Below are 22,915 nucleotides of genomic sequence, written 5' to 3' on the forward strand. Positions count from 1 at the left end.
GGGGTTCCTTCAGGTGTTGACACGGGTATTCAGATTGCTGGCGTGCAGGCCGCATTCCAGGCTGTCGCGCTGTTCCCACCACCAGCGCCCGGCGCGCACGTCTTCACCGGGACGAATGGCGCGCGTACAGGGCTCGCAGCCTATGGAGGGGTAGCCCTGGTCGTGCAGTGGGTTGTAAGGGATGCTCAGTCCGCGGATCACGGCCCAGACATCGTCCTGCGTCCATTCGATCAAGGGGTTGAATTTCTGCAGCCCGAAGACGCTGTCGTATTCCTTGCGGGACAGCTCGGTGCGGCTGGCGGTCTGTTCGCGACGCTGGCCGGTGATCCAGGCCGATCGGCCTTGCAAGGCACGGCGCAGCGGTTCCACTTTGCGGATCGCGCAGCATTCTTTGCGCAGTTCCACGCTTTCGTAAAAAGCGTGTGTGCCATGCGTGGCGACGTGTTCCTGCACCCGGTCCGGGTCAGGGTGAAAAAACAGGATAGGGCGCTCGTAGTGTTGCTGGATGTCGCGCCCCAACTGCAAGGTCTCTGCGTGCAGACGACCGGTATCCAGGGTGACGGTTTCCAGCTCGGGGGTGTAGATGGACATGGCATGAAACAACACCATGTCTTCCGCGGCCAGGGAACTGGCCAAAACGGCATCAGCATGTTCGTGCGCGATGACTTGCAGATCGTCGCGCAGTTGTTTCCACAGCATCAGGGGCCGGGCGCTCAGGGCAAGCGCGGCAGGGGCTTGGGCGGGCATGATCGACTGTCCTTGTGGCAATACCAGTGCCGGCCCGGCTCAAAACGGAGTCACGTGGGCCGCGCTATTGCCTTACATGGTTCATGGGATGATGAGCCAGTGTGCTTGCGCGAGCCCACGCTGGGAACGAAGTATTAGTTAGGTGAATATGCCCCTGCTGTATTTAGCCGCCTTGTCATGGTGTTTTCAGGCGCGGCGGCTGGCGGCAATAATGGCGATGATGACGATGCACGAGAGCCAGGTCAGCAGATCCACACGTTCGCTCAACCATACGGCCGAGATGAGCACAGTCAGAAAAGGCTGGGCCAGTTGCACCTGTCCAATACGAGCGACCCCACCCAGGGCCATGGCCTTGTACCAGGGGAAAAACCCCAGCAAGGATGAAAACAGGGCCAGATAGAGCAGGGCCAGGACAGAGTGGGAAGAAGGCATCTCTGCCATGGGAAAGGCCAGCCACAGGGTGGCAGGAATGGTGAGCGGCAGGCTGGCCGCCAGGCACCAGCAAATAGTGCGCCAGCCACCCAGGGTTCGAGCTACACGGCCACCTTCGGCATAGCCCACGCCAGACATGAAGACGGCCAGGGCCAGCCAGATATCGCCGGTTTGCAGGGCGCCTTCACCAATATAGAAAGCATAGAGTAGAACCAGTACGGCACCCAGCAGGCTCAACATCCAGAAGCGGCGGCTCAAGGGGTCTCCGCTGCGGGCAGAGGCAACAATGGCGGTCGCCAAAGGAATCAGCCCGCTTAACACGGCTCCGTGCGAAGACGGCACTGTCTGCATGGCAATCGAGGAAAACACGGGCCAGCCTACGATCACACCGGTACAGGACAGGGCGATGCCGCGCCATTCCGACGCAGTGGGGCGACGGCTGCGGGTGGCCAGCAAAATGATGGCCGCAAACACCCCGGCGATACTGGCTCGTGCCATTCCGATCAGCCAGGGATCAAAGCTTTGCACTGCCAGCCGCGTCATGGGCAAGGTAAAGGCAAAGACGGTAACGCCGATAAAGGCGTAGAGGTAGGTCAGCAAGGCGGGAGCGGCAGTGGGCATGGGAAGGCTGGTGCTGCGGTTCATGAATATCACCACGGTCAGGAAATAGGTTTATCACAACATTGAGCTTAAAATAAATAGCCAATACAGTGGCGGTACAGTTTGGCGATCGGTAACTAGACTGTACTGCTCAGGCAGGCGTTACAGTCAGCACTCTTTCGAAAGGTCGGCACGATGGAATGGATGGATTGGGAGCCCGTACGCGGTTCGGATGTCACGCTCAGCGATCAATTGGTTGCGTGGGTGCAGCAGGCCTTGCATTTGCGATATCGGGGCGGTAGCCGTCTACCCTCGGTGCGCCGACTGGCGCAGTCCACCGGGGTCAGTCCTCACACCGTGGTGGCGGCCTACGAGAAGTTGATGGCCTTGGGTTTGGTGGAGTCGCGGCCCGGTTCTGGCTTTTTTGTACGGGTGCGCAGTCCACGGCGCTTGCGCTCGGAGTCCTTGCAGGTACAGAAAAAAGAGCCGTGCAAAATCGATGTCAACTGGATGCTCAACAGCTTTATGGGCAATAGCGACAACGCGGGCATTCCGCGCCAGTGGCTCGATAACGACATGATCCTGGCTGCCTTGCGGCAAGTCAGTCGCAGTGCGGGTTCCAGTTTGCTGGGGTATGGCCATTCTCACGGCTACCGGCCCTTGCGGCAGCATATCGCGGGGCAGCTCGAAGACAGTGGCATACCGGCAGATCCCGACACGCAGCTTTTATTGTGCAGTGGTGTGACGCAGGCATTGGACCTGCTATTGCGTCATTGGCTGCGACCTGGTGATGCCGTGGTGGTCGAGGACCCTGCCTGGTATTTGCTCTTTGCCCGTCTGGCAGTCGTGGATGTGCGTGTGCTCAGTGTGCCGCGCCGGGCGGACGGCCCTGATCTGGCTGTACTGGAACAATTGGCGCGCGACCATCGCCCCCGGCTGGTTATTTTGAATACCGTCGTGCACAACCCTACCGGCTTTAGCCTGAGCCCGGCGGTTGCGCACGGTATTTTGACCTTGGCCCAGACCTGGGATTTTCACATCATTGAGGACGATACCTATAGCGAGTTGCACGCCCACCCCGCGTGCCGTCTGGCTCAGCTCGATCAGCTCAAGCGGGTCACCTTGGTAGGAGGGTATTCCAAGGTCATGGCCGCAGGGTTGCGGGTGGCCTATATGGCGGCCGCCCCCGAGTTGCTGCGGTCGCTGGTGAATCTGAAGATGCTGGCGGGTCTGACCTCGCCCGAATTGAGTGAGCGCGTGATCCACCGGGTGTTGGTAGACGGGCCCTATCGTAAACATCTGGACCGGCTGCGTCGTTATGCCGACGCTGACCGGCAGCGCACGCTTGAACAATTGGCTCAGTTGGGCCTGACACCGGATGCTCCCGCGCAGGCGGGCATGTTTGTCTGGGTGAATACAGGGGTGGATACGGAAAGCCTGGTGCGCGCGTTGGGGCGCCCCGGTCACTTGCTCGTTCCCGGGGCCTTGTTTTCTCCGCAGCAGCAACCATCTACTTATATGCGCATCAACGTCTCCTTGGGCGACGATGCCCCTTTTTGGAGCGATTTTGCCAGTTGTTTGGCCACGGCAAGGCGGATCGCGACGAGCGTGCCGAACGCAGAAGCCTTATAGCTTGAGTGCTGATAGTTGCACTGTCATCTGTCTCTGTTAGCATAAGTCTGTGCGCTGCATAGAAAGAAATTTTTATGCGACGTGCGATAGCTAATAGCAATGAGCGTTATTGCATTAATCAATTTTACTAATCGACAGGGGCTTCCTATAATGGCTTTACTGTCAATGATTAATCACTCACCGGAGCAAATATGTCTTTGATCAACACCGTCATCAAACCTTTTAAAGCAACCGCTTTTCACAACGGCAAATTTATCGAAGTCAGCAACGAAACCGTTGCCGGTAAGTGGGCTGTTTTTGTTTTCTACCCAGCCGACTTTACCTTTGTTTGCCCAACCGAACTGGAAGATCTGGCCGATCATTACGCCGAATTCCAAAAAATGGGCGTAGAGGTCTACTCCGTGTCCACCGACACCCACTTTGCTCACAAAGCATGGCACGACACCTCCGAAGCCATCGGCAAAGTGAACTACCCCATGATTGGTGACCCCACTCATCAACTGTCGCGCAACTTTGGCGTGCTGATTGAGGAAGAAGGTATTGCTCTGCGTGGCACGTTCGTGGTGAACCCAGAAGGCGAAATCAAGGTTCTGGAAATCCACGACAACGGTATCGGCCGTGTGGCTTCCGAGCTGCTGCGCAAAGTGAAAGCTGCTCAGTACATCGCCGCTCACCCCGGTGAAGTTTGCCCAGCCAAGTGGGAAGAAGGCGCCAAGACGCTGACTCCTTCCCTGGACCTGGTTGGCAAGATCTAAGACCGTTTAAACACGAGTCTTGAGTGGTGGTCGGCGCGCTGCGCCGCCACCCCGGTGCCTGACCGGTTCAGGCACCCTATGTTGTTTCGTTCAGTACAGGATAAAGGGCGTATCACATGTTAGATGCAAACATCAAAACTCAATTGAAGGCATACCTCGAGAAGATCACGCAACCGATCGAGATCGTTGCGTCGCTGGATACTGGCGCCAAGTCCGTCGAGCTGCGCGAACTGTTGCAAGAAATTGATGGTCTGTCCGACAAGACCAGCTATCGTGAAGATGCGGATGCGCAAGAGCGCAAGCCTTCCTTCCAGATCAACCGTCCCGGTACCGATATTAGCGTGAGCTTTGCGGGTATTCCGATGGGACACGAATTTACCTCTTTGATCCTGGCCCTGCTGCAAGTCGGTGGTCACGAGATCAAACTGGATGCCGCTGTGATTGAGCAGATCCGTAATCTGCCCGGCGACTTTGTGTTTGAAACCTATTTCTCGCTGTCGTGCCAGAACTGTCCTGACGTGGTTCAGGCTCTGAACGCCATGTCCGTGATCAACCCACGTATCAAGCACGTGGCAATTGATGGCGCCCTGTTCCAGGACGAAGTCCAACAGCGCAACATCATGTCGGTTCCGGCCGTGTTCCTGAATGGTGAAATGTTCCACCAGGGTCGTGCCAGTGCCGAGGAATTGCTGGCCAAGCTGGATACGGGTGATAACTCGGCTCGTGCCGAAGCCTTGAATGCCAAGGACGAATTTGATGTGCTGATTGTGGGTGGTGGACCCGCCGGTGCAGCCGCTGCCGTGTATGCCGCTCGCAAGGGAATCCGCACGGGTGTGCTGGCCGAGCGTTTTGGCGGTCAGGTGCTCGATACCATGTCGATCGAGAACTACATCTCGGTTGTCGAAACCAATGGCCCTGCATTTGCGACCGCGCTGGAGCAACACGTTAAAACGTACGACGTGGACATCATGAATCTGCACCGTGCCCAGGGCATTCGTCGTGAAGGCAAGCAGATTGTGGTGGATGTCGATGGCGGCGCTCAACTCAAGGCCAAGTCTGTCATTTTGGCGACAGGTGCGCGCTGGCGTGAACTGAACGTGCCTGGTGAACAGGATTACCGTAACCGTGGCGTGGCGTACTGCCCGCACTGTGATGGTCCTTTGTTCAAGGGCAAGGATGTGGCAGTGGTGGGCGGCGGTAATTCCGGCGTTGAAGCTGCGATTGACCTGGCCGGTCTGGTCAAGCATGTCACCCTGATCGAGTTTGGCGATGCCTTGCGCGCTGACCAGGTCTTGCAGAACAAGTTGCGCAGCCTGCCTAACGTAACCATCATCATGCAGGCTCAGACTACGGAAGTGCTGGGTGATGGCACCAAGGTGGTCGGTTTGAACTACCTGGATCGTGCGACTCAGCAAGCCAAGAGCCTGAAGCTGGATGGCGTGTTTGTTCAGATTGGCCTGGTGCCCAACACGGAATGGCTCAAAGGTAGCGATGTGGCCTTGTCGCGCCACGGCGAGATCGAGGTCGATGTACGCGGTGCCACGTCATTGGCGGGCGTGTTTGCCGCCGGGGACGTGACAACAGTGCCGTACAAACAGATCGTGATTGCTGCCGGTGAGGGTGCCAAAGCGGCTTTGAGCGCTTTTGATTACCTGATCCGCAGTTCGGCCGAGCTTGAAGCGCCAGTGGTAGAAAACGCAACGGCTTAAGTCTTTCTGATTATTGGACTGGCTGGTGCAAGAGGGTCGCCCTGTTTGGGGCGGCCCTTTTTTTATGCAGTTCTTTTGGCAACGCCTGCTCTTGGGTAGGCGCTTTGCATCGCTATGGCTTGTATTGGCGTGGACATGTGCAAAGCGGGTCGAAGGAGAGGCGATTGTGCCCCTCTTGCAAAGCCTGCCTGAAAGTCCAGGCTGGCCCTGTGTGAGGCGGTAAGGTTTCTCAGCATGCAAGCCCAGGGACGTGTGTGGGAACGCTCGTCAGATGGTTTGCTGCGGGAGCACGGGTCGGCCCGAATGATGTGGAGTCTCGGATAGCGATTTGGGACGAACGGGCAGCTTGCCATTGGTTTATTTTTGCTATGATGCTTTTCTGTCACAGGACATAATCGAGGTTTGCTTGGTTCCCTTCTGAGGCCTTGACTCGGGGAGTGGGCCTGAGCCCTGATCCCTGGGACGTGGTGTTCCGGCTTAAGGCTTAGCGGGTCAGGCCGGTACGACGGCGAGTTTTCCCATGCATCGAGACTCTTACACATAAAGGACGTTCAATGATCAAGGTCACACTCTTTCATGATGGCTGTAATATTTGCTTGGATATTAATACGTTGCTGAGCCAGATCTTTTCCACGCCTGCCCATCACTATCAGGCGTTCAATCTCTCGGAGCAGAAGGAATGTGTTGCGGATGCACTTGCTGCTGGTGTCACCCGGCTGCCGTCCTTATTGATAGATGGTCGGGTGTTGAGACTGGATGATCATTCACCCATTGAGCACTATGTGGAATAGAGTCGATTGACACTGACGGTAAGCGTCTGCGCAAGGCTGCGCTTACCCGGTCTGCTAAGGGCATGAGTCTTTCCAAACCCTGCGTAAGCGCCAGCTCCGCCCCATGGCTTGCTGAGACTGGCTGTCTGGTACGGAGCGGAGCATTCACGCTCAACGTCGTTTGTGTTGCGACCCGGGTACACCGTCGATGACGAGCAGACAGGTAAAGCGCTGTCTCGGCAATCGAGGAGGGGGGCGATCCCCCTTTCTAATGATTAATCACCCTCCAGCTCCGGCCAGTTTCCACCCAGCACATCGCTGCAAACTTGCAGCCAAGCCCTGGCCGCCTGCGACAGATAGCGCCCATTCCAGAGCAGAGCCACTTCCCAGTTCAGTCCAGGCTCCACCACCTCTTTGGCAAGCCAATCGCCCGGTTCCAGCCGGGACAGGAATGGCTGGGGTAACAAGGCCACTCCCATGCCCGCTTGCGCCATGGACGCGACCCAATCCCATTGATTGCTCTGCGCAGCGATATTGATTTGCAAGCCCGCGTGGGCAAAGGCGCGCCGCAGCATGCGGGTCAGGGCGTAGTCTTCGCCCAGAAAAATCAAAGGATGCTTTTCCAGCTCCCGCAATTTGATGGTTTTTTGTCCAGCGGGCAGCGTGTCTTTATGGCCAATCGCCCAGACCGCATGCTTGGCCACCGGTGTGGCCGACACATTTAACTCGGGTCCCAGGGGCAAAATGCTCAACCCCATTTCGACCGTGCCCGCGGCAACCATGCGCTCAATTCCCATGCCGGTCTCTTCGTGCAAAATAAGCTCGATGCGTGGATGCCGATTCTTGAACGTCTTGAGCACTTCTGTAAACAGCACATTAATCATGGGCGGAATGCCCAGAACCAGACGGCCACGCTGCAAAGCCTGCACTTCGTGCACCTCTCGCAGCAGTCCCTGCATGCTCTGCAATACCTCCTGCCCGCGCTCCAGCACCACTTTGCCGCAATCGGTCAGCTGCAGGTGCCGGTGATCGCGGATCAACAAGGGTTCCCCCAGCTCATCTTCCAGTTGTCTCACCATCTTGCTGATGGTTGACTGCGTCACGTTCAGGCTCTGCGCTGCCTGTGTAAAGCTTTGATGTTTAACGGTTTCAATGAAGTATCTTAAGGACCGGATGTCCATGTTCAATGTCCTTTTTTCTATGAATTTTACGACTTTTGTGCAGTTATTTTATTCATTATGGCGATGCTATGCTGGCTTTGTTCAAAAAACATAAACGCCTGTTGTCAGGGCGATTTCGGCTTTTTATTTGCGGCTCTTACCGCCACCACTTTTAAAGCGTGATGTCGTTCTGTTGCGTGAAGATCTCGCCTGGCGCTTTCGGCCCCGGCCCCTTCCGAAAGCAACAGCAGGTAGATCAATGACACAGAGACAGGAGCACACGATGTTCAAGGATCGCATTCGTTTCCCCGGGTTGGAAGGCAAAGTCATGACCGCTCAGGAGGCCGTCGCCTTCTTCAAGGACGGGATGAATGTCGGGATGAGCGGCTTTACCCGTGCCGGGGACTGTAAGGTCATGCCTCGAGCTTTGGCCGAGCGCGCCCGCACCGAGCCATTAAAACTGAATGTGGTAACCGGCGCCTCGCTGGGGAATGATAGCGATGGTTTGATGGCGCAAGCAGGTGTGCTCGCCCGTCGTTCGCCGTTTCAAGTAGATTCAGTGTTGCGCCGTCACATCAATGAAGGCAAGGTCCTGTTTACGGATCAGCACTTGTCCTTGACCGTCGAGCACATGCGTTCGGGCAATCTGCCTGCGATTGATATCGCGGTGATTGAGGCCGTTGCCATTACCGAGACTGGCGCGATTGTGCCCACCACTTCGGTTGGCAACTCGGCCAGTTTCGCCCAGCAGGCCAGTCAGATCATTGTCGAGCTGAACCTGAGCATGCCGGTGGAAATGGAAGGTCTGCACGATATTTATGTACCCCAGGCCCGCCCCCATCGTCAGCCTATTGAGTTGACCGATGTGGACCAACGTATTGGCACCACCGCGATTGAGGTTGATCCTGCCCGTATTGTGGGTATCGTAGTGACCGACGCTTTGGACAGTCCCTCCAGCGTGCTGCCCCCTGACCAGGAAACCCAGGCCATCGCCGGTCACATTATCGAATTTCTGAAAGCAGAGGTCGATGCGGGTCGTATGAGTCATTCCCTGCTGCCTTTGCAGGTCGGTATCGGGACGATTGCCAACGCCGTGACCTATGGTTTGCTGGATTCGCCTTTCACGGACATGCAGATGTACTCGGAGGTGCTGCAAGACAGCGCAATTGCCATGCTGGATTCGGGCCAGTTGAGCTTTGCCTCTGCCTCTTCCTTGACCTTGTCGGCTCCCAAGATGGCCCAGTTTCTGGAGGGATTGGAAAACTATCGCGACAAGCTGGTCTTGCGTCCACAGGAAATCAGCAATCACCCAGAGCTGGTTCGCCGCCTGGGTATTATCGCGATCAACACGGCCCTGGAGTTTGATATCTACGGCAATGTGAACTCCACCCACGTTTGCGGCACGCACATGATGAATGGCATTGGCGGCTCCGGTGACTTTGCCCGTAATGCGCATTTGTCCATTTTTGTCAGCAAGTCCGTGGCCAAAGACGGCGCCATCTCCAGTGTCGTGCCCATGGTCTCGCATGTAGACCACTGCGAGCATGACGTGGCGGTACTGGTGTCTGAATGGGGCCTGGCGGATTTGCGCGGTTTGGCGCCTCGGGAGCGGGCCCGCGTCATCATCGAAAAATGTGCTCACCCAGACTATCGTCCTGCTTTGCTGGATTATCTTGAACGCGCCAGTCAGCGTGGCGGCCATACGCCCCATATCCTGGAAGAAGCGTTGTCCTGGCATGTTCGTTTTCAGCAAGAGGGCACCATGAAACAGGAGCAGTTCCACACGCAGGAGCTCCTTGCCGTGTAGTCCATCAGGTCGGGTAATGCGTGGCCGAGTCAGTCCGGCGACGCAGACCTTACAAGCTGACCTGATCGCCCCTGGCATTCCACCCGTGCCAGGGGCATTTTTTTAGCGCTAAAATTGCAGATTGTGCTGCGTTTAGCGAGGCTGGCGTGCTTGAGCAAATCGGTGTAGTCAATTTCTGGGCGTTTGTTGTGGGCACGGTGGTCATCGTGCTTTTGCCTGGCCCCAATTCTTTGTACGTGTTGGCCAGTGGCGCCGGTCACGGTGTGCGCGAAGGCTATAAAGCGGCCTTGGGCGTGGTGGTGGGCGATGGTATTTTAATGACGCTGACCGCCTTGGGCGCTGCCTCGCTGCTCAAGACACTGCCGATGTTGTATACGGGCATACGGTGGCTCGGTGCCGCTTATTTGCTGTATCTGGGTTTGCGGCTCTTGCAGTCGGCCTTTCGGCAAGGGGGGCCAGTGCAGTCCGTGGACACGCGCCTGCGTCACGAAACCCGTTTCCGCAAAGCCTTGCTGCTGAGCTTGTTAAACCCCAAGGCCATCCTGTTTTTCCTGTCCTTTTTTGTGCAGTTTGTGGACCCCTCCAAAGGTCACACGGGCTTGGCCTTTATGGTGCTGGGCCTGGTGGTGGAGATCATCAGCATTTGCTATTTGTCTTTGCTGATTTTTGGCGGTGACCGCCTGGCAGGAATGTTTCGACGTCATCAGCGTTTGTCCCGCATGGGCAATGGCTCGGTGGGGCTGCTGTTCATGGGCTTTGCCGCCCGCATGATCGGCGACTGAACCGGCCGTCTCAGAGCGCAGCCGTTCTGACAGCACTTATTTATCAGATTTAAGGAAAACACCATGAGTAGCAAAATCCGTGTCGGTATTGCAGGTTACGGCAATTTGGGGCGAGGCGTAGAGCTGTCCCTGGCACAAAACCCGGACATGGAGCTGGTCGGCGTTTTTACCCGTCGCGATCCCGCTTCCCTGCAACTGCAAAGTGCCGGTGTGCCCGTACGCGCCCTGGACCAGATTGAGCACTACCGTAATGATATTGACGTGCTGATTCTCTGTGGTGGCTCTAAAAATGATCTGCCCGAGCAAGGCCCGGCTCTGGCGCGCTGGTTCACGACGGTGGACAGCTTTGATACCCATGCCCGTGTTCCTGAGTATTACGCGGCGGTGGATGCAGCAGCGCAAGGCGCTGGCACGACGGCCTTGATTGCCGTGGGTTGGGACCCCGGCCTGTTTTCCCTGAACCGCCTGTATGGGGAATGTGTGCTTCCAGTGGGGCAGACCTACACCTTCTGGGGCAAGGGTCTGAGCCAGGGACACTCGGATGCCATCCGTCGGGTGGCCGGGGTCGCCGGGGGCGTGCAATATACCTTGCCCGTCGAAGCAGCGGTCCAGCGCGTGCGTAATGGCGAACAGCCGGAGCTGAGCACCCGTGAAAAGCACAAGCGCCAGTGTTTTGTCGTGCTGGAGCAGGGTGCGGATGCCGATGCTGTGCGAGAAGCCATTGTGACCATGCCCGACTATTTCGCTGACTATGACACCGAAGTGAATTTCATCGACGCCCAGACCCTGGCGCGAGATCATGCCGCCATGCCTCACGGTGGCTTTGTCATTCGCAGTGGTCAGTCTGCGGCGGGCTCGCAGCAAGTGGTGGAATACGGATTGAAGCTGGGCAGCAACCCGGAATTCACGTCCAGCGTTCTGGTGGCCTACGCTCGTGCCGCCTACCGCATGAACAAGAATGGTCAGATCGGTGCTCAGACTGTGCTGGATGTGCCGCCTGGGCTGCTCTCGCCCAAGTCACCCGCGCAGTTGCGCAAAGAGCTGCTGTAAATTCAGTGACATCGTCGCAACCCGGTTCTGCCAGGCAGAACCGGACCCCGATTCCGGTTTGATTCCGCCTGAATGATTCGGTGCGCCAATAAAGGGTAAAATAGCGCCCACTTCTTACTAATGTTGGGTGTTTCCATGCGCTTACTGATCGCACTCCTGTTGCCCTGGTTGGGTTTTTTCACGATTGGCCGGCCTGTGGCGGGCATTATTTGCCTGATCTTGCAGTTGACCCTGATTGGATGGATTCCCGCCGCGATTTGGGCGGTATATGCACTTAGCCAATACAAGACCGACAAGAAAATCGAACAAGCCTTGGGCAAGCGTTAAGCCCCGGTTTTTTCTTCTCTTTCTCTACGTCTGAGCGGGCCCTGACGTGCTTGCTCAGACGTTTTATCTTTTTTTGCTGATACAGCCATGACCCTCTCGTCTCCCGTGGGCCATTCTCCTGAGTCCGGTGAGCAAATGGTGTCCGTAGACCCCCAGGCGGTACCACGCCTGGAGCTTCGCCAGATCACCAAGGCCTACCCGGCCGTGGTCGCCAATGACCATGTCTCCCTGTCTATCCTGCCGGGGCAGATTCACGCTGTGTTGGGGGAAAATGGCGCCGGCAAGTCCACCCTGATGAAAATCATTTATGGGGTGGTCAAGCCCGATCAGGGCGAGATTCTGTGGGACGGCCAAGCGGTTCAGATCAGCAGCCCGGCAGCGGCACGGCAACTGGGTATCGGGATGGTGTTTCAGCATTTTTCGCTGTTTGACACCCTGACCGTTACGGAAAACATTGCCCTGGGTCTGCCCGCTTCCACCAATATGAAGGAGCTGGCGGGGCGCATCCGCGAGACCGCCAGTCAATACGGGCTGGACCTGGACCCGCAGCGTCACATTCATACCTTGTCGGTAGGCGAATGTCAGCGGGTAGAGATCGTGCGTGCTTTGCTGGGCAAGCCCAAGCTGCTGATTCTGGATGAGCCCACCTCGGTGCTCACGCCCCAAGCGGTGCGCCGCCTGTTTGGCACGTTGCGTCAGCTGGCTGCCGAAGGTTGCAGCATTGTTTATATCAGTCATAAGCTCGATGAGATCCGTGAGCTGTGCAATGCCTGTACGGTCATGCGCATGGGCAAGGTCACGGGCTACTGCGATCCGCGCCAGGAGACCACGGCCAGTTTGTCGCGCCTGATGATTGGCGCCGAACCCCAGTCCTTGGGCGAGCGCCGTGCACGGCAGGGGGGCACGCTTTTGCAGGTCCGTCACTTGCAGTTGAGCAAATCGCACCCCTTTGCCTGCGAGTTGCAGGATGTCAGCTTTGATCTGCACCAGGGCGAAATTCTGGGTGTGGCCGGGATTTCGGGCAATGGACAGCAAGAGTTGCTGGCCGCCTTGTCGGGTGAGGATACCCGGGCACAGGCTGACATGATCTTGCTGGATGGTCAGCCTATTGCCCAGCGTGACGCGGCCTGGCGCCGTGACCAGGGCATGGGCTTTGTGCCTGAGGAGCGCCTGGGGCGGGGCGCGGTGCCGGAATTGTCGCTGGCACAAAACCTGCTGCTGTCCCATCAGAATCAAGAGACGGTCAAACGCGGTTTTTTGCGCTTTTCCAGCATTCGTCGTCTGGCGGGTGGGATTATCAAGCGCTTCCGAGTCAAAACCTCTAATGAGCAGGCCGCAGCCAACAGTCTGTCTGGGGGGAATCTGCAAAAGTACATTATCGGCCGTGAAGTGACCCGTCAGCCCCGGATTCTGGTGATTGCCCAGCCGACCTGGGGCGTGGACGTTGGGGCGGCTGCCCAGATTCATGCTGAACTGCTGGCCCTGCGCGATGCCGGCTGTGCCTTGCTGGTGATCTCTGAAGAACTGGATGAATTGTTTGCGATCGCCGATCGTCTGATTGTTATCTCCAAAGGTCGTATGTCTCCCTCTATTCCCGTGGCGCAAGCCAGTGTTGATCAGATCGGGCAATGGATGAGCGGTTTGTGGACGGAGGACAAGCATGTTCAGGCTTGAGACTCGCGCCACGCCCTCAACCTTGATGGCCTGGTGTTCCCCCTTGCTGGCCGTGTTGCTGACCATGGTGGTCGCCGGAACCTTGTTCTGGTCCCTGGGTAAAAATCCCCTGGCGGGCTTGAATGTCTTTTTTCTGGAACCCTTGCGTGACCTGAATGGCTGGGCCGAGGTGGGCGTCAAGCTGATTCCCCTGCTGCTGATCTCGGTCGGTCTGGCTATTTGTTTCCGGGCCAACATCTTCAATATTGGGGCGGAAGGGCAGTTGGTGATGGGAGCCTTGGCCGCCGGGGCGTTCATACTGCATGTGGACGATGGCGACAACGGTGGTTTTTTCCTGATTGGCGTGGCGCTGGCCTGCGGCATGATGGGCGGCATGGCCTGGGCTGCGATCGTGGCCTTTCTGAAAGACCGTTTCAATGCCAACGAGATTCTGGTGTCCCTGATGCTGGTCTATGTGGCTCAGCACCTGCTCAGCTATCTGGTGCACGGTGCCCTGCGCGATCCTGAGGGTTTCGGTTTTCCGCAGTCCAGTCTGTTTTCTGACGGGTTTCTCTTGCCCGCTGTCTTGCCGGCGACTCGCTTGCATACCGGTATTGTTCTGGCCTTGATCGCCTCGGTGGCAGCCTGGCTTTTCCTGACGCGCAGCATGGCTGGTTTTCGTTTGCGGGTGGGGGGCATGGCCCCGCTGGCGGCTCGTTATGCCGGTTTTTCATCCCGCAAGGCGCTGTGGAGCTCTCTGCTCATTTCGGGCGCACTGGCCGGACTGGCCGGCGCAGCAGAGGTGATGGGCCCGGTCGGGCAGCTTACGCCCTCTATTTCTCCCGGCTATGGTTTTGCAGCCATTATCGTGGCCTTTGTGGGACGACTGCACCCGCTGGGGCTGATCTTCTCTTCCTTTGTGATGTCCTTGCTGTATATCGGTGGGGAATTGGCCCAAAGCCGGTTGGGCTTGCCCAATGCGATCACCGGCATTTTTCAGGGCATCCTCTTGTTTTCCTTGTTGGCTTGTGACGTGTTCATCACCAAGCGTTTGGTCTGGAGAAAGTAATGGACGCGATTGCCCCTTTGCTGGCCGCAACCATCAACGCCGGAACCCCTTTGCTGTTGGCAGCCCTGGGTTTGCTGATCAATGAAAAATCGGGCGTGATTAATCTAGGTTCGGAAGGCATGATGCTGATGGCGGCCATTGTAGGCTTTGCCGTGGCCGTGCAAACCGGCAGCCCTGCTCTGGGCTTTGTGCTGGGCGCACTTGTTGGCATGGTGATGGCGGCGGCCTTTGCCTGGCTGACGGTGTGGCTGGGTGCGAACCAGGTCGCGTGTGGCCTGGCCCTGTCCTTGTTCGGGGTCGGGGCCTCGGCTTATATCGGCCTGCCTTTTACCGGTAACTCCTTGGTTGTGACCAAGTTGTCCATTCCCGTGCTGAAAGATATTCCCCTGATCGGCCCCGCCTTCTTCCAGCAGCATTACATGGTCTATGTGTCCTGGGTGCTGTGCATTGCCGTGGCCTGGTTCCTGACTCGTACCCGTTCCGGTCTGGTACTGCGTGCGGTGGGTGAATCGCCCGCCTCGGCGCACTCGCTGGGCTACAACGTACGCTACATTCGTCTGGGCGCCTTGATGTTTGGCGGTGCCTGCTGCGGTCTGGCCGGTGCCTTCATCTGTCTGGTCTATACACCCATGTGGGTCGAGAATATGGTCGCTGGGCGTGGCTGGATCGCGTTGGCGCTGACCACGTTTGCCACCTGGCGTCCCTGGCGCGTGATGCTGGGCGCTTACTTGTTTGGTGGGGTCACGATCCTGACCTATCATGCGCAGGCTCTGGGTGTTCCGGTAGCCTCGCAATTGCTGGCCATGATGCCGTATCTGGCCACGATTATTGTGCTGGTATTAATTTCTCGAAACGCTAACTGGATCAGGTTGAATATGCCTGCATCGCTTGGCAAAAACTTCAATCCCAACAACTAGAGGACTGACATGACTGGAAACTTTATGCGCAAGGCTCTTTTGGCCGCTGCCATCGCTTCCCCCCTGGCCGCCTTGCCTGTGTCCGCTCAGGCAAACGATCAAGAACCCCTGAAAATCGGTTTTGTATATGTCAGCCCTATCGGTGAAGCCGGTTGGACCTGGCAGCAGGATATTGGCCGTCGCCAAATGGAAGAGGCCCTGAAAGGCCGCGTGGTCACTCAGTATGTGGAAAACGTGCCGGAAGGCGCCGACGCTGAGCGTGTGATTCGCGATCTGGCCCAGCAAGGCAACAAGCTGATCTTCACAACCTCGTTTGGCTACATGAACCAGACGCAGAAAGTGGCCAAGCAGTTTCCGGATGTGAAATTCGTTCACTCCACTGGCTACAAGACAGCTCCTAACGTGGCAACCACCAATGCCCGTTTTTACGAGTCCCGTTACCTGGCTGGCGTGCTGGCTGGCAAGATGACCAAATCCAATGTGGTCGGTTACGTGGGTGCTCACCCCATTCCCGAAGTGCTGCAGGGTATTAATGCTTTCGCCATCGGCTTGAAGAGCGTGAATCCGGAAGCACAGGTGCGCGTGGTATGGGCCAATAGCTGGTACGACCCAGGTAAAGAACGCGACGCAGCAGTCACTTTGCTGGGGCAGGGCGCGGACGTGGTGACGCACCACACCGACTCCACGGCAACCGTACAAGCGGCCGAGGAAGCCGGCAAGTATGCGATTGCCTACCACTCTGATATGAGCAAGTTCGGTCCTAAAGCCCAACTGGCTGCGGTCACTCACCACTGGGGCGACTACTTTACGCGCAAAGCCAGGGAAGTGCTGGATGGTAAATGGCAGAATGACAGCACCTGGGGTGGCCTGAAGTCCGGCATGGCCGCTTTGGAAGGCTTTGGTCCCGAAGTGCCCGCTGACGTGAAAGAGTTCGTTCTGGCCAAGCAGGCCGAGATCGAGGCAGGCACGCTGCAGCCTTTTGCTGCTCCTATCAAGGACAACGACGGCAAAGTGCGTCTGGAATCCGGTTTCCTGGATGACGATGCGTTGAACCGCATGGATTACTACGTGGAAGGCGTGGCCAGCAAACTGCCCAAGCAGTAATTCGCATCGCCGACTGTAACGTCACGACAGCCCCTTGGCGGATTTTCCGCCAAGGGGCTTTGTTTATGGATACCGCTAGGGGCGGCCGTGTCGGCATTTGCTCACGTTGTGGCCAGGCATGCTGGGGTTGTGGCGTGGCTATGGGCCTTGTTTCCAATGAGCTAGATAGGGTGTGACGATCTCAAGGCTAGGCTGATTGTGCAGGGCGCTTGCGTCCCAGACGTCGTGAAGCCCGCATCCAGCGCAGTGTCATCAGTATTGCCACAACAGACAGGCCGGTGACCAGTCCGATCCAGATGCCCACGCCGCCCATATTGAATTGAAAGGCCAGCAAAGAGCCTGTAGGAACACCCAGAACCCAATAGCCCAGCAAGGCCAGCACCATGGGTATGCGCGTATCATGCAGACCGCGTAGCATCCCCGCCGCAACGGCTTGGGCTCCATCACTGATCTGGAACAGCGCTGCCAGTGCCAGAAAAGTGATAGCTAGCTGAATAACAGCCTGGTTCTCGGCCACATCCAGATCCAGGAACAGGCCAATCAGGGTCAGGGGGGCGAACCAGAACACCAAGGCCGCCAGACCCATAAAACCCACCCCCAGGATGTAGGAAATCCAGCCAGCACGACGGGCGCCCAAGGGGTCGACCCGGCCGGCGGCCAGTCCTACACGTATGGTGGCCACCTGGCTAAAGCCCAAAGGAATCATGTAGGACACGGAGCAGATCTGCATGGCAATCGCATGGGCGGCCAGATCGGATTGACCCAGCACCCCCATCATCATGACGGCCGCGTAAAAGACCAGGGTTTCCAGCGTGAAGGTAATGGCGATAGGGATGCCCAGTGACCACATTTTCCACAGCCGTTTCGCGCTCCATTGCCAGGCCTCATTGAATAGGTAGTAGCGTCGAAAGCGCGGGTCACGCAACACGATCCAGCTCAATGCCGCGAACATGAAGATGCTCGATGCGGTCGTGGCCAGTCCGGCCCCGGCCAGCCCCATGGCCGGCAGGCCCAGATTGCCAAATACCAGCAGCCAGCCCAGCAGGGCATTGATGCCAATCGCGATAATCGCTACCGCCAGGGTCCATCCTGGTTTTTCCATGGCCGCCAAAAAAGAGCGCAGCACGATGTATCCCAGATAAGGCAGCAGGGCCCATTGCAAGGTGTGCATATAGGATACGGCGCGTGCCGCCACGACAGGGTCCTGGCCCATCATCACCAGGATGTGCTCGGCGTTCCACAGCACCATCCAGGCGGGCAGGGTGATGAGCAGGGCCGTCAAAAAGCCGTGACGAATGATCTGTTGCGACTCTCGGACATCACGCAGCCGCCGCCCCAGCGTGGTTGCCAGCATGGGAACCACGGCGGATACCAGTCCCATGCTGAAAATCATGAAGGCTTGATACAGACTGGCCGACAAGGAGCCGGCAGCCAGCTCATCGGGGCCCAGTCGGCCCATGTAGATCAGGTTGGTGGCCAACAGACTGACCTGAGCCAGATTGGTCAGAATCAATGGCCCGCCCAGACGCAGGGACGATTGCAACTCCGCCAGCCAGAGCTGGCTCGGGCCGGGGGTGTGGGTTTGTGCAAGCATGGTTTATTGGATGCGCGGCAAAGACCAGGTGCTGATCACTTGGGCTACTGCCGGGCCACCGTTGGCCGGCTCCAGCAGCACATCGCCCGCACAGGTGCGGCCTGTCTTATGAATTCGGGCATGAGCCAGAATGTCGCCCGGTGGGGCCTTGCGCAGGAAGTTGATGGTCAGGCTGGAGGTAACGGCATCTGGATTGCCGGTCGCGCCCACCACAGCGGCATACAAAGCCAGGTCCGCCAGCCCCATCAGCATGGGGCCTGCCACCATGCCTCCCATGCGTTGGTGGGCGTTGCGCTCAGGCAAACGCAAACAGGCATTGTCATGACCAATATGCACCACATCAATTCCCAGAACGGCGGCAAAAGGATGGAGACGCTCTAGAAGATCACGAAACTGGACAATATCGATTTTAGGCTCGGGTGCAGAATGTGTGCGGGTCATGACGTCGTCACTGAAAAGAGGGCCGTTGTAAGAAAGGCATACTGGCTGGTACTGTATCAGATCGTCCTGCGTATGGGGGTAGTTCGACACCTGTGCCAATAGAGCAGGACCAATTCTAAACAATCACAAAGAATCGAGGAGCATCATGAAACGCAGCATTGTTGTTCTGGCCTTGGGTTTGCTGGCATCGACCGGCACGGTGATGGCGCAAGGGCACGACGGGCACGGTCATGGCAAGCCTGAACCGGTACGCGCTTTAAGCACTCAGGTACATGCCAGCCAATGTTGGGTGCGCCTGCTGCCCAAGCCCACCCCTTCGGCCGCCTATCTGGAGTTGGAGAACAAGGGTGAGCAGTCCGTCGCCGTGACAGGAGCCAGCTCATTGTCCTTTGGGCATGTGATGCTGCATCAAACTAGCGAGAACCAGGGCATGGCGCGCATGTCTCATGTCTCCGAGGTGCAGATCCCGGCGGGCGGCACAGTGAGCCTGAAGCCGGGGGCTTTCCATGTGATGCTGGGTCAGGCCAAAGAGGATTTGGCCTTGGGCGAGCGCATCATCTTGAGTCTGCATTTGTCGGACGATACTCAGGTTCAGGCCGAGTGCGAGTTGCGTCCTGCCAAGACACAGGAGTATTGAGCGCATTGAACGTTTGGCTGGAAACCGGGAGCTGGTCGCGGCATGCGGCCAGTTTTCCATTGGGCTTCAGGCCTGCAGCGCATCCAGCACCGCTTGGTTGAAGGCTTTGGGATTAGCCAGATTCATGCCGTGTGCGGCCAGCGGGATGCGGTGCATCTGGTCTTCGCGTCGGTGCTGACGAATGATGTCCATGCAATGGTGGTAGCGCGTGGGGCTATTTTCGCCCGTGATGAAGCTCAGGGGCGCATCCAGCTGCTTGAGCCATTCCAGATCCGGACCTTGATGGGGCTCTTGCTGCTGATCCAGCATGGTGTGGGCGTTGTCCTGAATCATCTCGCGGAACCAGCGCGTCATTTGCTTCCAGGTCCCTGAGCCATTAACCGTATCCACAAACAGAGCCATGGCGCCATCACGGTCGCCCTGTTCCAGGCGTTTGGCCACCTGCTGGAACAAGGGAGCGTACGAATACGCACCAGGAGTCGGAAAGCCGGGGTCGGCCAAGGTCAGGCTGGCCACTTGCTCGGGCATCCTTTGAGCCAGCAGCAGGGCTACATGCCCCCCGCGTGAGTGCCCCACGATATGCACTTTCTCATCAGGAATATGCTGATCCAGCAGGGCCTGCAGGTCCTGGGCGTGTCGCGCCGTGCTGAAGTTGCCGGGGCTGGGCACACCCGGCCAATAAGAGCGCAGACTGGGAGCCAGAACCCGGTGCTGAGCGGCAAAAGCGGGAATCTGCCAGCGCCAGTAACGCCAATCGCACAGGGAACCGTGAATGAGCAAAACGGGCGCACCCTGGCCCTGATCGACGAAAGTGTGGCGATAGCCTTGGACGGTCAGTTCAAGCGTGGAGAAATCGGCAAAAGGGTCTGTCATGGCAAGCAATCGTTAGCAGGCAGGGCTAATGCCTGAAAAAAACAGACCGGGTCTGAACCCGGTCCGTATGGCTTTACCCGCTGGGAGGACTATTCCAGCAGCTTCAGGCGGCTGCGGGCCGTCTCGGCTGCTTCCGATTGTGGATAGTCTTTCACAATGCGCTGTAACGTGGTCTTGGCGCCGCTCAGGTCGTTCAGCTCAATCTGACTGGAGGCCGTGACCATCAGAGCATCGGCAGCGCGGGGGCTTTGGGGCGAAGCCTTCACAAAAGCCTGCAGCTTCTGGATGGAGGTTTTAAAGCTCTTGATGGCGTACAGGCTGCTGCCTTCGTAAAAGCGAACCTCGTCTGCCAGAACGCTGGTGGGGTAGGCGGCGAGAAAGCTGGCAAAGGCATCCGCGGCAGGTTTGTATTGACCTGCCCGGTAGGCATCCATGGCGCTATCGAATACGGCTTGTTCTTGTGGGTCAGCGGCTTGCGGGTTTTGGGGGCCCGGAGCGGCAGTAGTGTTCTGGCCCTGGGTACTGGCTTGCCAGCTCAGTTTCTCGACCTGACCGCGCAGAGTCACTACCTCGGAGCGCAGCATGTCAATTTGATCGGCCAATTGCAGACGAGCCTGGGTGTTTTGCTCGTTCATCTGACGAATTTGCTGCCGCAGCTCCAAAATGGCGCGTCGGGCCTCGTCATCGGCAAAGGCCTTGGCCGGCAGGCTGGCAAACAGGGCGGCCGTCGCCAGCAGAGCGACGGTAGCGAGACGAAAGGGCTTTTTATAAGCGTGCATAGTGAAGTCCGTTAAAAAATGTGCATCCGCAGTGCGCAGGCTCCCTGCCTGCAGGGCTCCCCACTGTGGGGGCTGTCATCCTGGGGCTTTGCGCCGGCCTGGCGAGCCCGGTGTCCAGCATAACGAATTTTCAGTGGCTCGGGCATGCTGCCGATAAAAAACGCCGCGGCGTTAACTACCGCCACGGCGTCGGAACCACTTGGTCGATGCAGAAATTATCGTTGGTAAACGATGTCTGCGCGACGGTTTTCAGCGTAATCAGCTTCGGTGTTACCCAAGGCTTTTGGACGCTCTTTACCAAAGCTCACTGCTTCGATCTGGCTGTTGCTCACGCCCAGCAGACCCAGCATGCGTGCAACGGCGTCGGAACGACGCTGTCCCAGAGCCAAGTTGTACTCGGCACCGCCACGCGCGTCGGTATTACCTTCGATGCGCACGGTTTGCTGAGGATGGCTGCTCAGGTACGAAGCGTGCATTTCCACCAGGCTACGGTATTGCTCGTTAACGACGTAGCTGTCGTAATCAAAGTACACCGAGCGCTGTTGTGCCAGTGGGCTTTGAGGGTTGAATGGGTCCATGATCTGGCCTGCGCTGGCAGAGTCCGATCCAGTACCGCCGGTTGAACCGGAGCCAGATTGATCCAGAGGAACCGAGCTGCAAGCAGCAAGGGCAGCAGCCATAACGGCGAGGGAAAGACTTTTAAGAATGCGCGAGCTCATTTGAATTCCTTTTGAAAAAGAGTCACACAGGATGTCAGTTGGTAAATGGTCCCCAGGTGGGTTCGCGTACTTTGCCATTCAAAGACGAGAGGGTCTGACGAACGCGACCGTCCACGGATGTCACAGCTAGGACACTGCGGCCCCCCTGAACAGAACTATATAAGATCTGCATCCCATTAGGGGCGAAACTCGGAGACTGATCGTCGGGACCTGTCGTCAGCAGTTGCTCTGCTCCTGATGCCATATCTTGAATGGCAATTCGGAAAGCACCGTTTCTGCGTGTGACGTATACAAGCCTAGTACCGTCTGCAGAGACCTCCGGTGAAATATTGTAACTCCCGTTGAAGGTTATGCGTTGCGCATCGTCACCACCCAGACTCACTTTGTAAATGTTCGGAGCGCCACCACGATCGCTCACAAATACAAGGGAGTTGCCATCGGGCATAAAACTCGGTTCAGTATCGATCAGAGGTGAACGCATCACGCGACGCAGGCCCGAACCGTCTGCATTTATCGTGTAAATCTGCGAAATACCGTCTCTGGAGAGCACAACAGCAAGCTGATTGCCGTTTGGCGACCAGGCAGGGCTACTGTTATTCCCCTTGAAATTAGCCAGTGGCTCACGATGACCGGTGGCCAAGGTTTGCACATATACAACAGGTTTGTCGTTTTCGAAGCTCACATAAGCCAGTTTTTTCCCGTCTGGAGACCAGGCGGGAGAGATGATTGAGTGTCGAGAACGCAACATTACCTGCGGATTTTGGCCGTCAGCGTCAGCAATTTGTAACTCGTAATTGTTGCCTGTTTGCAACACATAGGCGAGGCGGGTCGAAAAAACGCCCCGTACGCCCGTAATTTTTTCATAGATCCGGTCTGCAATTTGATGGGAAATGCGGCGCAGTTCTTTCTCGCTGCCCGCAAACGCCACACCATCGAGCTGGGTCTGGCGGACCGAATCCACCAGGCGATAGCTGACGGAATATTGGCCGCCGGCTTGAGTGACCGAGCCATAGGCCAGATAGTCGGCACCACGATTGCGCCACTCGTCGTAAGCAATGGTGCTTTCCGCATTCAAGGCAGCACCGGTGGCATTGATCAATTGGAATTGACCCGAACGAGTCAGGTCGGCGCGGATCACTTCGGCCACGGATTGGCTGGCAGGGTTGTCAGCAAAATCGGCGATCGCGATGGGGTACTGGGTAGCACCCACACCCGATATATCAACCCGCAGTTGGGCCTGGGCCGGTTGGCTGGCGAACATGCCAGCAGCCAGGGCAAACGCTCCGGTGGCCGTGGCGCGCCAATGACGACCTAAGGTCGCCAGGGCAGGGGTAGCGGCGGTCATTATGCAATCTCCT

General features: G+C 57.5%; 22 protein-coding genes. 13 read left to right on the plus strand and 9 right to left on the minus strand.

Annotated features, from left to right (window positions below):
- Positions 1–9: 9 nt before the first annotated feature.
- On the minus strand, positions 10–747 hold the full coding sequence (locus V6936_RS16740) for a phosphoadenylyl-sulfate reductase (RefSeq protein ID WP_336580144.1): 738 nt from the start codon (positions 745–747) through the stop codon (positions 10–12).
- 186 nt (positions 748–933) lie between these two features.
- A complete protein-coding gene (locus V6936_RS16745) occupies positions 934–1,824 on the minus strand; it encodes a DMT family transporter (RefSeq protein ID WP_003802320.1) in 891 nt (296 codons plus the stop codon).
- A gap of 159 nt (positions 1,825–1,983) precedes the next feature.
- Here V6936_RS16745 and V6936_RS16750 point away from each other — a divergent pair, with 159 nt between their 5' ends.
- From V6936_RS16750 to V6936_RS16765, 4 genes are all read left to right on the plus strand, one after another.
- The gene (locus V6936_RS16750) at positions 1,984–3,411 is read left to right on the plus strand and encodes an aminotransferase-like domain-containing protein (protein WP_442892627.1); all 1,428 of its coding nucleotides are present in this window, start codon (positions 1,984–1,986) and stop codon (positions 3,409–3,411) included.
- Between the two features lie 191 nt (positions 3,412–3,602).
- Positions 3,603–4,166: an alkyl hydroperoxide reductase subunit C gene (gene ahpC, locus V6936_RS16755; RefSeq protein ID WP_003802317.1), complete on the plus strand. Its 564-nt coding sequence runs from the start codon at positions 3,603–3,605 to the stop codon at positions 4,164–4,166.
- A gap of 116 nt (positions 4,167–4,282) precedes the next feature.
- Positions 4,283–5,875, plus strand: a complete 1,593-nt coding sequence (gene ahpF / locus V6936_RS16760; protein WP_003802315.1) for an alkyl hydroperoxide reductase subunit F — start codon at positions 4,283–4,285, stop codon at positions 5,873–5,875.
- Positions 5,876–6,429: 554 nt separating this feature from the next.
- Complete coding sequence (locus V6936_RS16765; RefSeq protein ID WP_059318311.1) at positions 6,430–6,666, plus strand: hypothetical protein; 237 nt, start codon at positions 6,430–6,432, stop codon at positions 6,664–6,666.
- Between the two features lie 254 nt (positions 6,667–6,920).
- Here V6936_RS16765 and V6936_RS16770 read toward each other — a convergent pair whose 3' ends face one another.
- Complete coding sequence (locus V6936_RS16770) at positions 6,921–7,826, minus strand: LysR substrate-binding domain-containing protein (protein ID WP_059318312.1); 906 nt, start codon at positions 7,824–7,826, stop codon at positions 6,921–6,923.
- A gap of 262 nt (positions 7,827–8,088) precedes the next feature.
- On the opposite strand from V6936_RS16770, the gene V6936_RS16775 reads away from it, so the two are divergent.
- The 8 genes from V6936_RS16775 (at position 8,089) to V6936_RS16810 (ending at position 16,514) form a co-directional block, all read left to right on the plus strand.
- Positions 8,089–9,612, plus strand: coding sequence for an acetyl-CoA hydrolase/transferase family protein (locus tag V6936_RS16775; protein ID WP_003802309.1), 1,524 nt, complete (start codon positions 8,089–8,091; stop codon positions 9,610–9,612).
- Between the two features lie 146 nt (positions 9,613–9,758).
- Positions 9,759–10,394, plus strand: a complete 636-nt coding sequence (gene leuE, locus V6936_RS16780) for a leucine efflux protein LeuE (RefSeq protein ID WP_003802307.1) — start codon at positions 9,759–9,761, stop codon at positions 10,392–10,394.
- A 63-nt stretch (positions 10,395–10,457) separates the two neighbouring features.
- Entirely contained in the window at positions 10,458–11,444 is a 987-nt protein-coding gene (locus tag V6936_RS16785; protein WP_003802306.1) for a diaminopimelate dehydrogenase, read from the plus strand.
- 135 nt (positions 11,445–11,579) lie between these two features.
- A complete protein-coding gene (locus tag V6936_RS16790; RefSeq protein ID WP_003802304.1) occupies positions 11,580–11,771 on the plus strand; it encodes a YqaE/Pmp3 family membrane protein in 192 nt (63 codons plus the stop codon).
- A gap of 135 nt (positions 11,772–11,906) precedes the next feature.
- Entirely contained in the window at positions 11,907–13,445 is a 1,539-nt protein-coding gene (locus V6936_RS16795; RefSeq protein WP_240209524.1) for an ABC transporter ATP-binding protein, read from the plus strand.
- Positions 13,432–14,493, plus strand: coding sequence for an ABC transporter permease (locus tag V6936_RS16800; RefSeq protein WP_003802300.1), 1,062 nt, complete (start codon positions 13,432–13,434; stop codon positions 14,491–14,493). The genes V6936_RS16795 and V6936_RS16800 overlap by 14 nt, the downstream gene beginning before the upstream one ends.
- Positions 14,493–15,410, plus strand: a complete 918-nt coding sequence (locus V6936_RS16805; protein WP_003802298.1) for an ABC transporter permease — start codon at positions 14,493–14,495, stop codon at positions 15,408–15,410. Before V6936_RS16800 ends, V6936_RS16805 begins: the two co-directional genes overlap by 1 nt.
- A gap of 24 nt (positions 15,411–15,434) precedes the next feature.
- Positions 15,435–16,514 (plus strand): BMP family ABC transporter substrate-binding protein, encoded by a 1,080-nt coding sequence (locus V6936_RS16810; protein WP_336580146.1) that lies wholly within the window; start codon positions 15,435–15,437, stop codon positions 16,512–16,514.
- A gap of 187 nt (positions 16,515–16,701) precedes the next feature.
- On the opposite strand, the gene V6936_RS16815 is transcribed toward V6936_RS16810, so the two are convergent.
- A complete protein-coding gene (locus V6936_RS16815; protein ID WP_219235061.1) occupies positions 16,702–18,108 on the minus strand; it encodes an MATE family efflux transporter in 1,407 nt (468 codons plus the stop codon).
- A 3-nt stretch (positions 18,109–18,111) separates the two neighbouring features.
- On the minus strand, positions 18,112–18,549 hold the full coding sequence (locus V6936_RS16820; protein ID WP_230406195.1) for a PaaI family thioesterase: 438 nt from the start codon (positions 18,547–18,549) through the stop codon (positions 18,112–18,114).
- A gap of 145 nt (positions 18,550–18,694) precedes the next feature.
- Between V6936_RS16820 and V6936_RS16825 the strand changes: the two genes are divergently transcribed.
- Positions 18,695–19,186: a copper chaperone PCu(A)C gene (locus V6936_RS16825; protein WP_131070842.1), complete on the plus strand. Its 492-nt coding sequence runs from the start codon at positions 18,695–18,697 to the stop codon at positions 19,184–19,186.
- A 66-nt stretch (positions 19,187–19,252) separates the two neighbouring features.
- On the opposite strand, the gene V6936_RS16830 is transcribed toward V6936_RS16825, so the two are convergent.
- The 4 genes from V6936_RS16830 to tolB form a co-directional block, all read right to left on the minus strand.
- Entirely contained in the window at positions 19,253–20,059 is an 807-nt protein-coding gene (locus V6936_RS16830; RefSeq protein WP_336580147.1) for an alpha/beta fold hydrolase, read from the minus strand.
- Positions 20,060–20,148: 89 nt separating this feature from the next.
- Positions 20,149–20,838: a tol-pal system protein YbgF gene (gene ybgF / locus V6936_RS16835; RefSeq protein ID WP_336580148.1), complete on the minus strand. Its 690-nt coding sequence runs from the start codon at positions 20,836–20,838 to the stop codon at positions 20,149–20,151.
- A gap of 215 nt (positions 20,839–21,053) precedes the next feature.
- On the minus strand, positions 21,054–21,557 hold the full coding sequence (pal, locus tag V6936_RS16840; protein WP_240209496.1) for a peptidoglycan-associated lipoprotein Pal: 504 nt from the start codon (positions 21,555–21,557) through the stop codon (positions 21,054–21,056).
- 34 nt (positions 21,558–21,591) lie between these two features.
- Positions 21,592–22,902: a Tol-Pal system beta propeller repeat protein TolB gene (gene tolB / locus V6936_RS16845; protein ID WP_420839043.1), complete on the minus strand. Its 1,311-nt coding sequence runs from the start codon at positions 22,900–22,902 to the stop codon at positions 21,592–21,594.
- Positions 22,903–22,915: the final 13 nt, after the last annotated feature.

The organism is Alcaligenes sp. CHO6 (assembly GCF_037120595.1).
GTDB lineage: Bacteria > Pseudomonadota > Gammaproteobacteria > Burkholderiales > Burkholderiaceae_B > Alcaligenes > Alcaligenes ammonioxydans.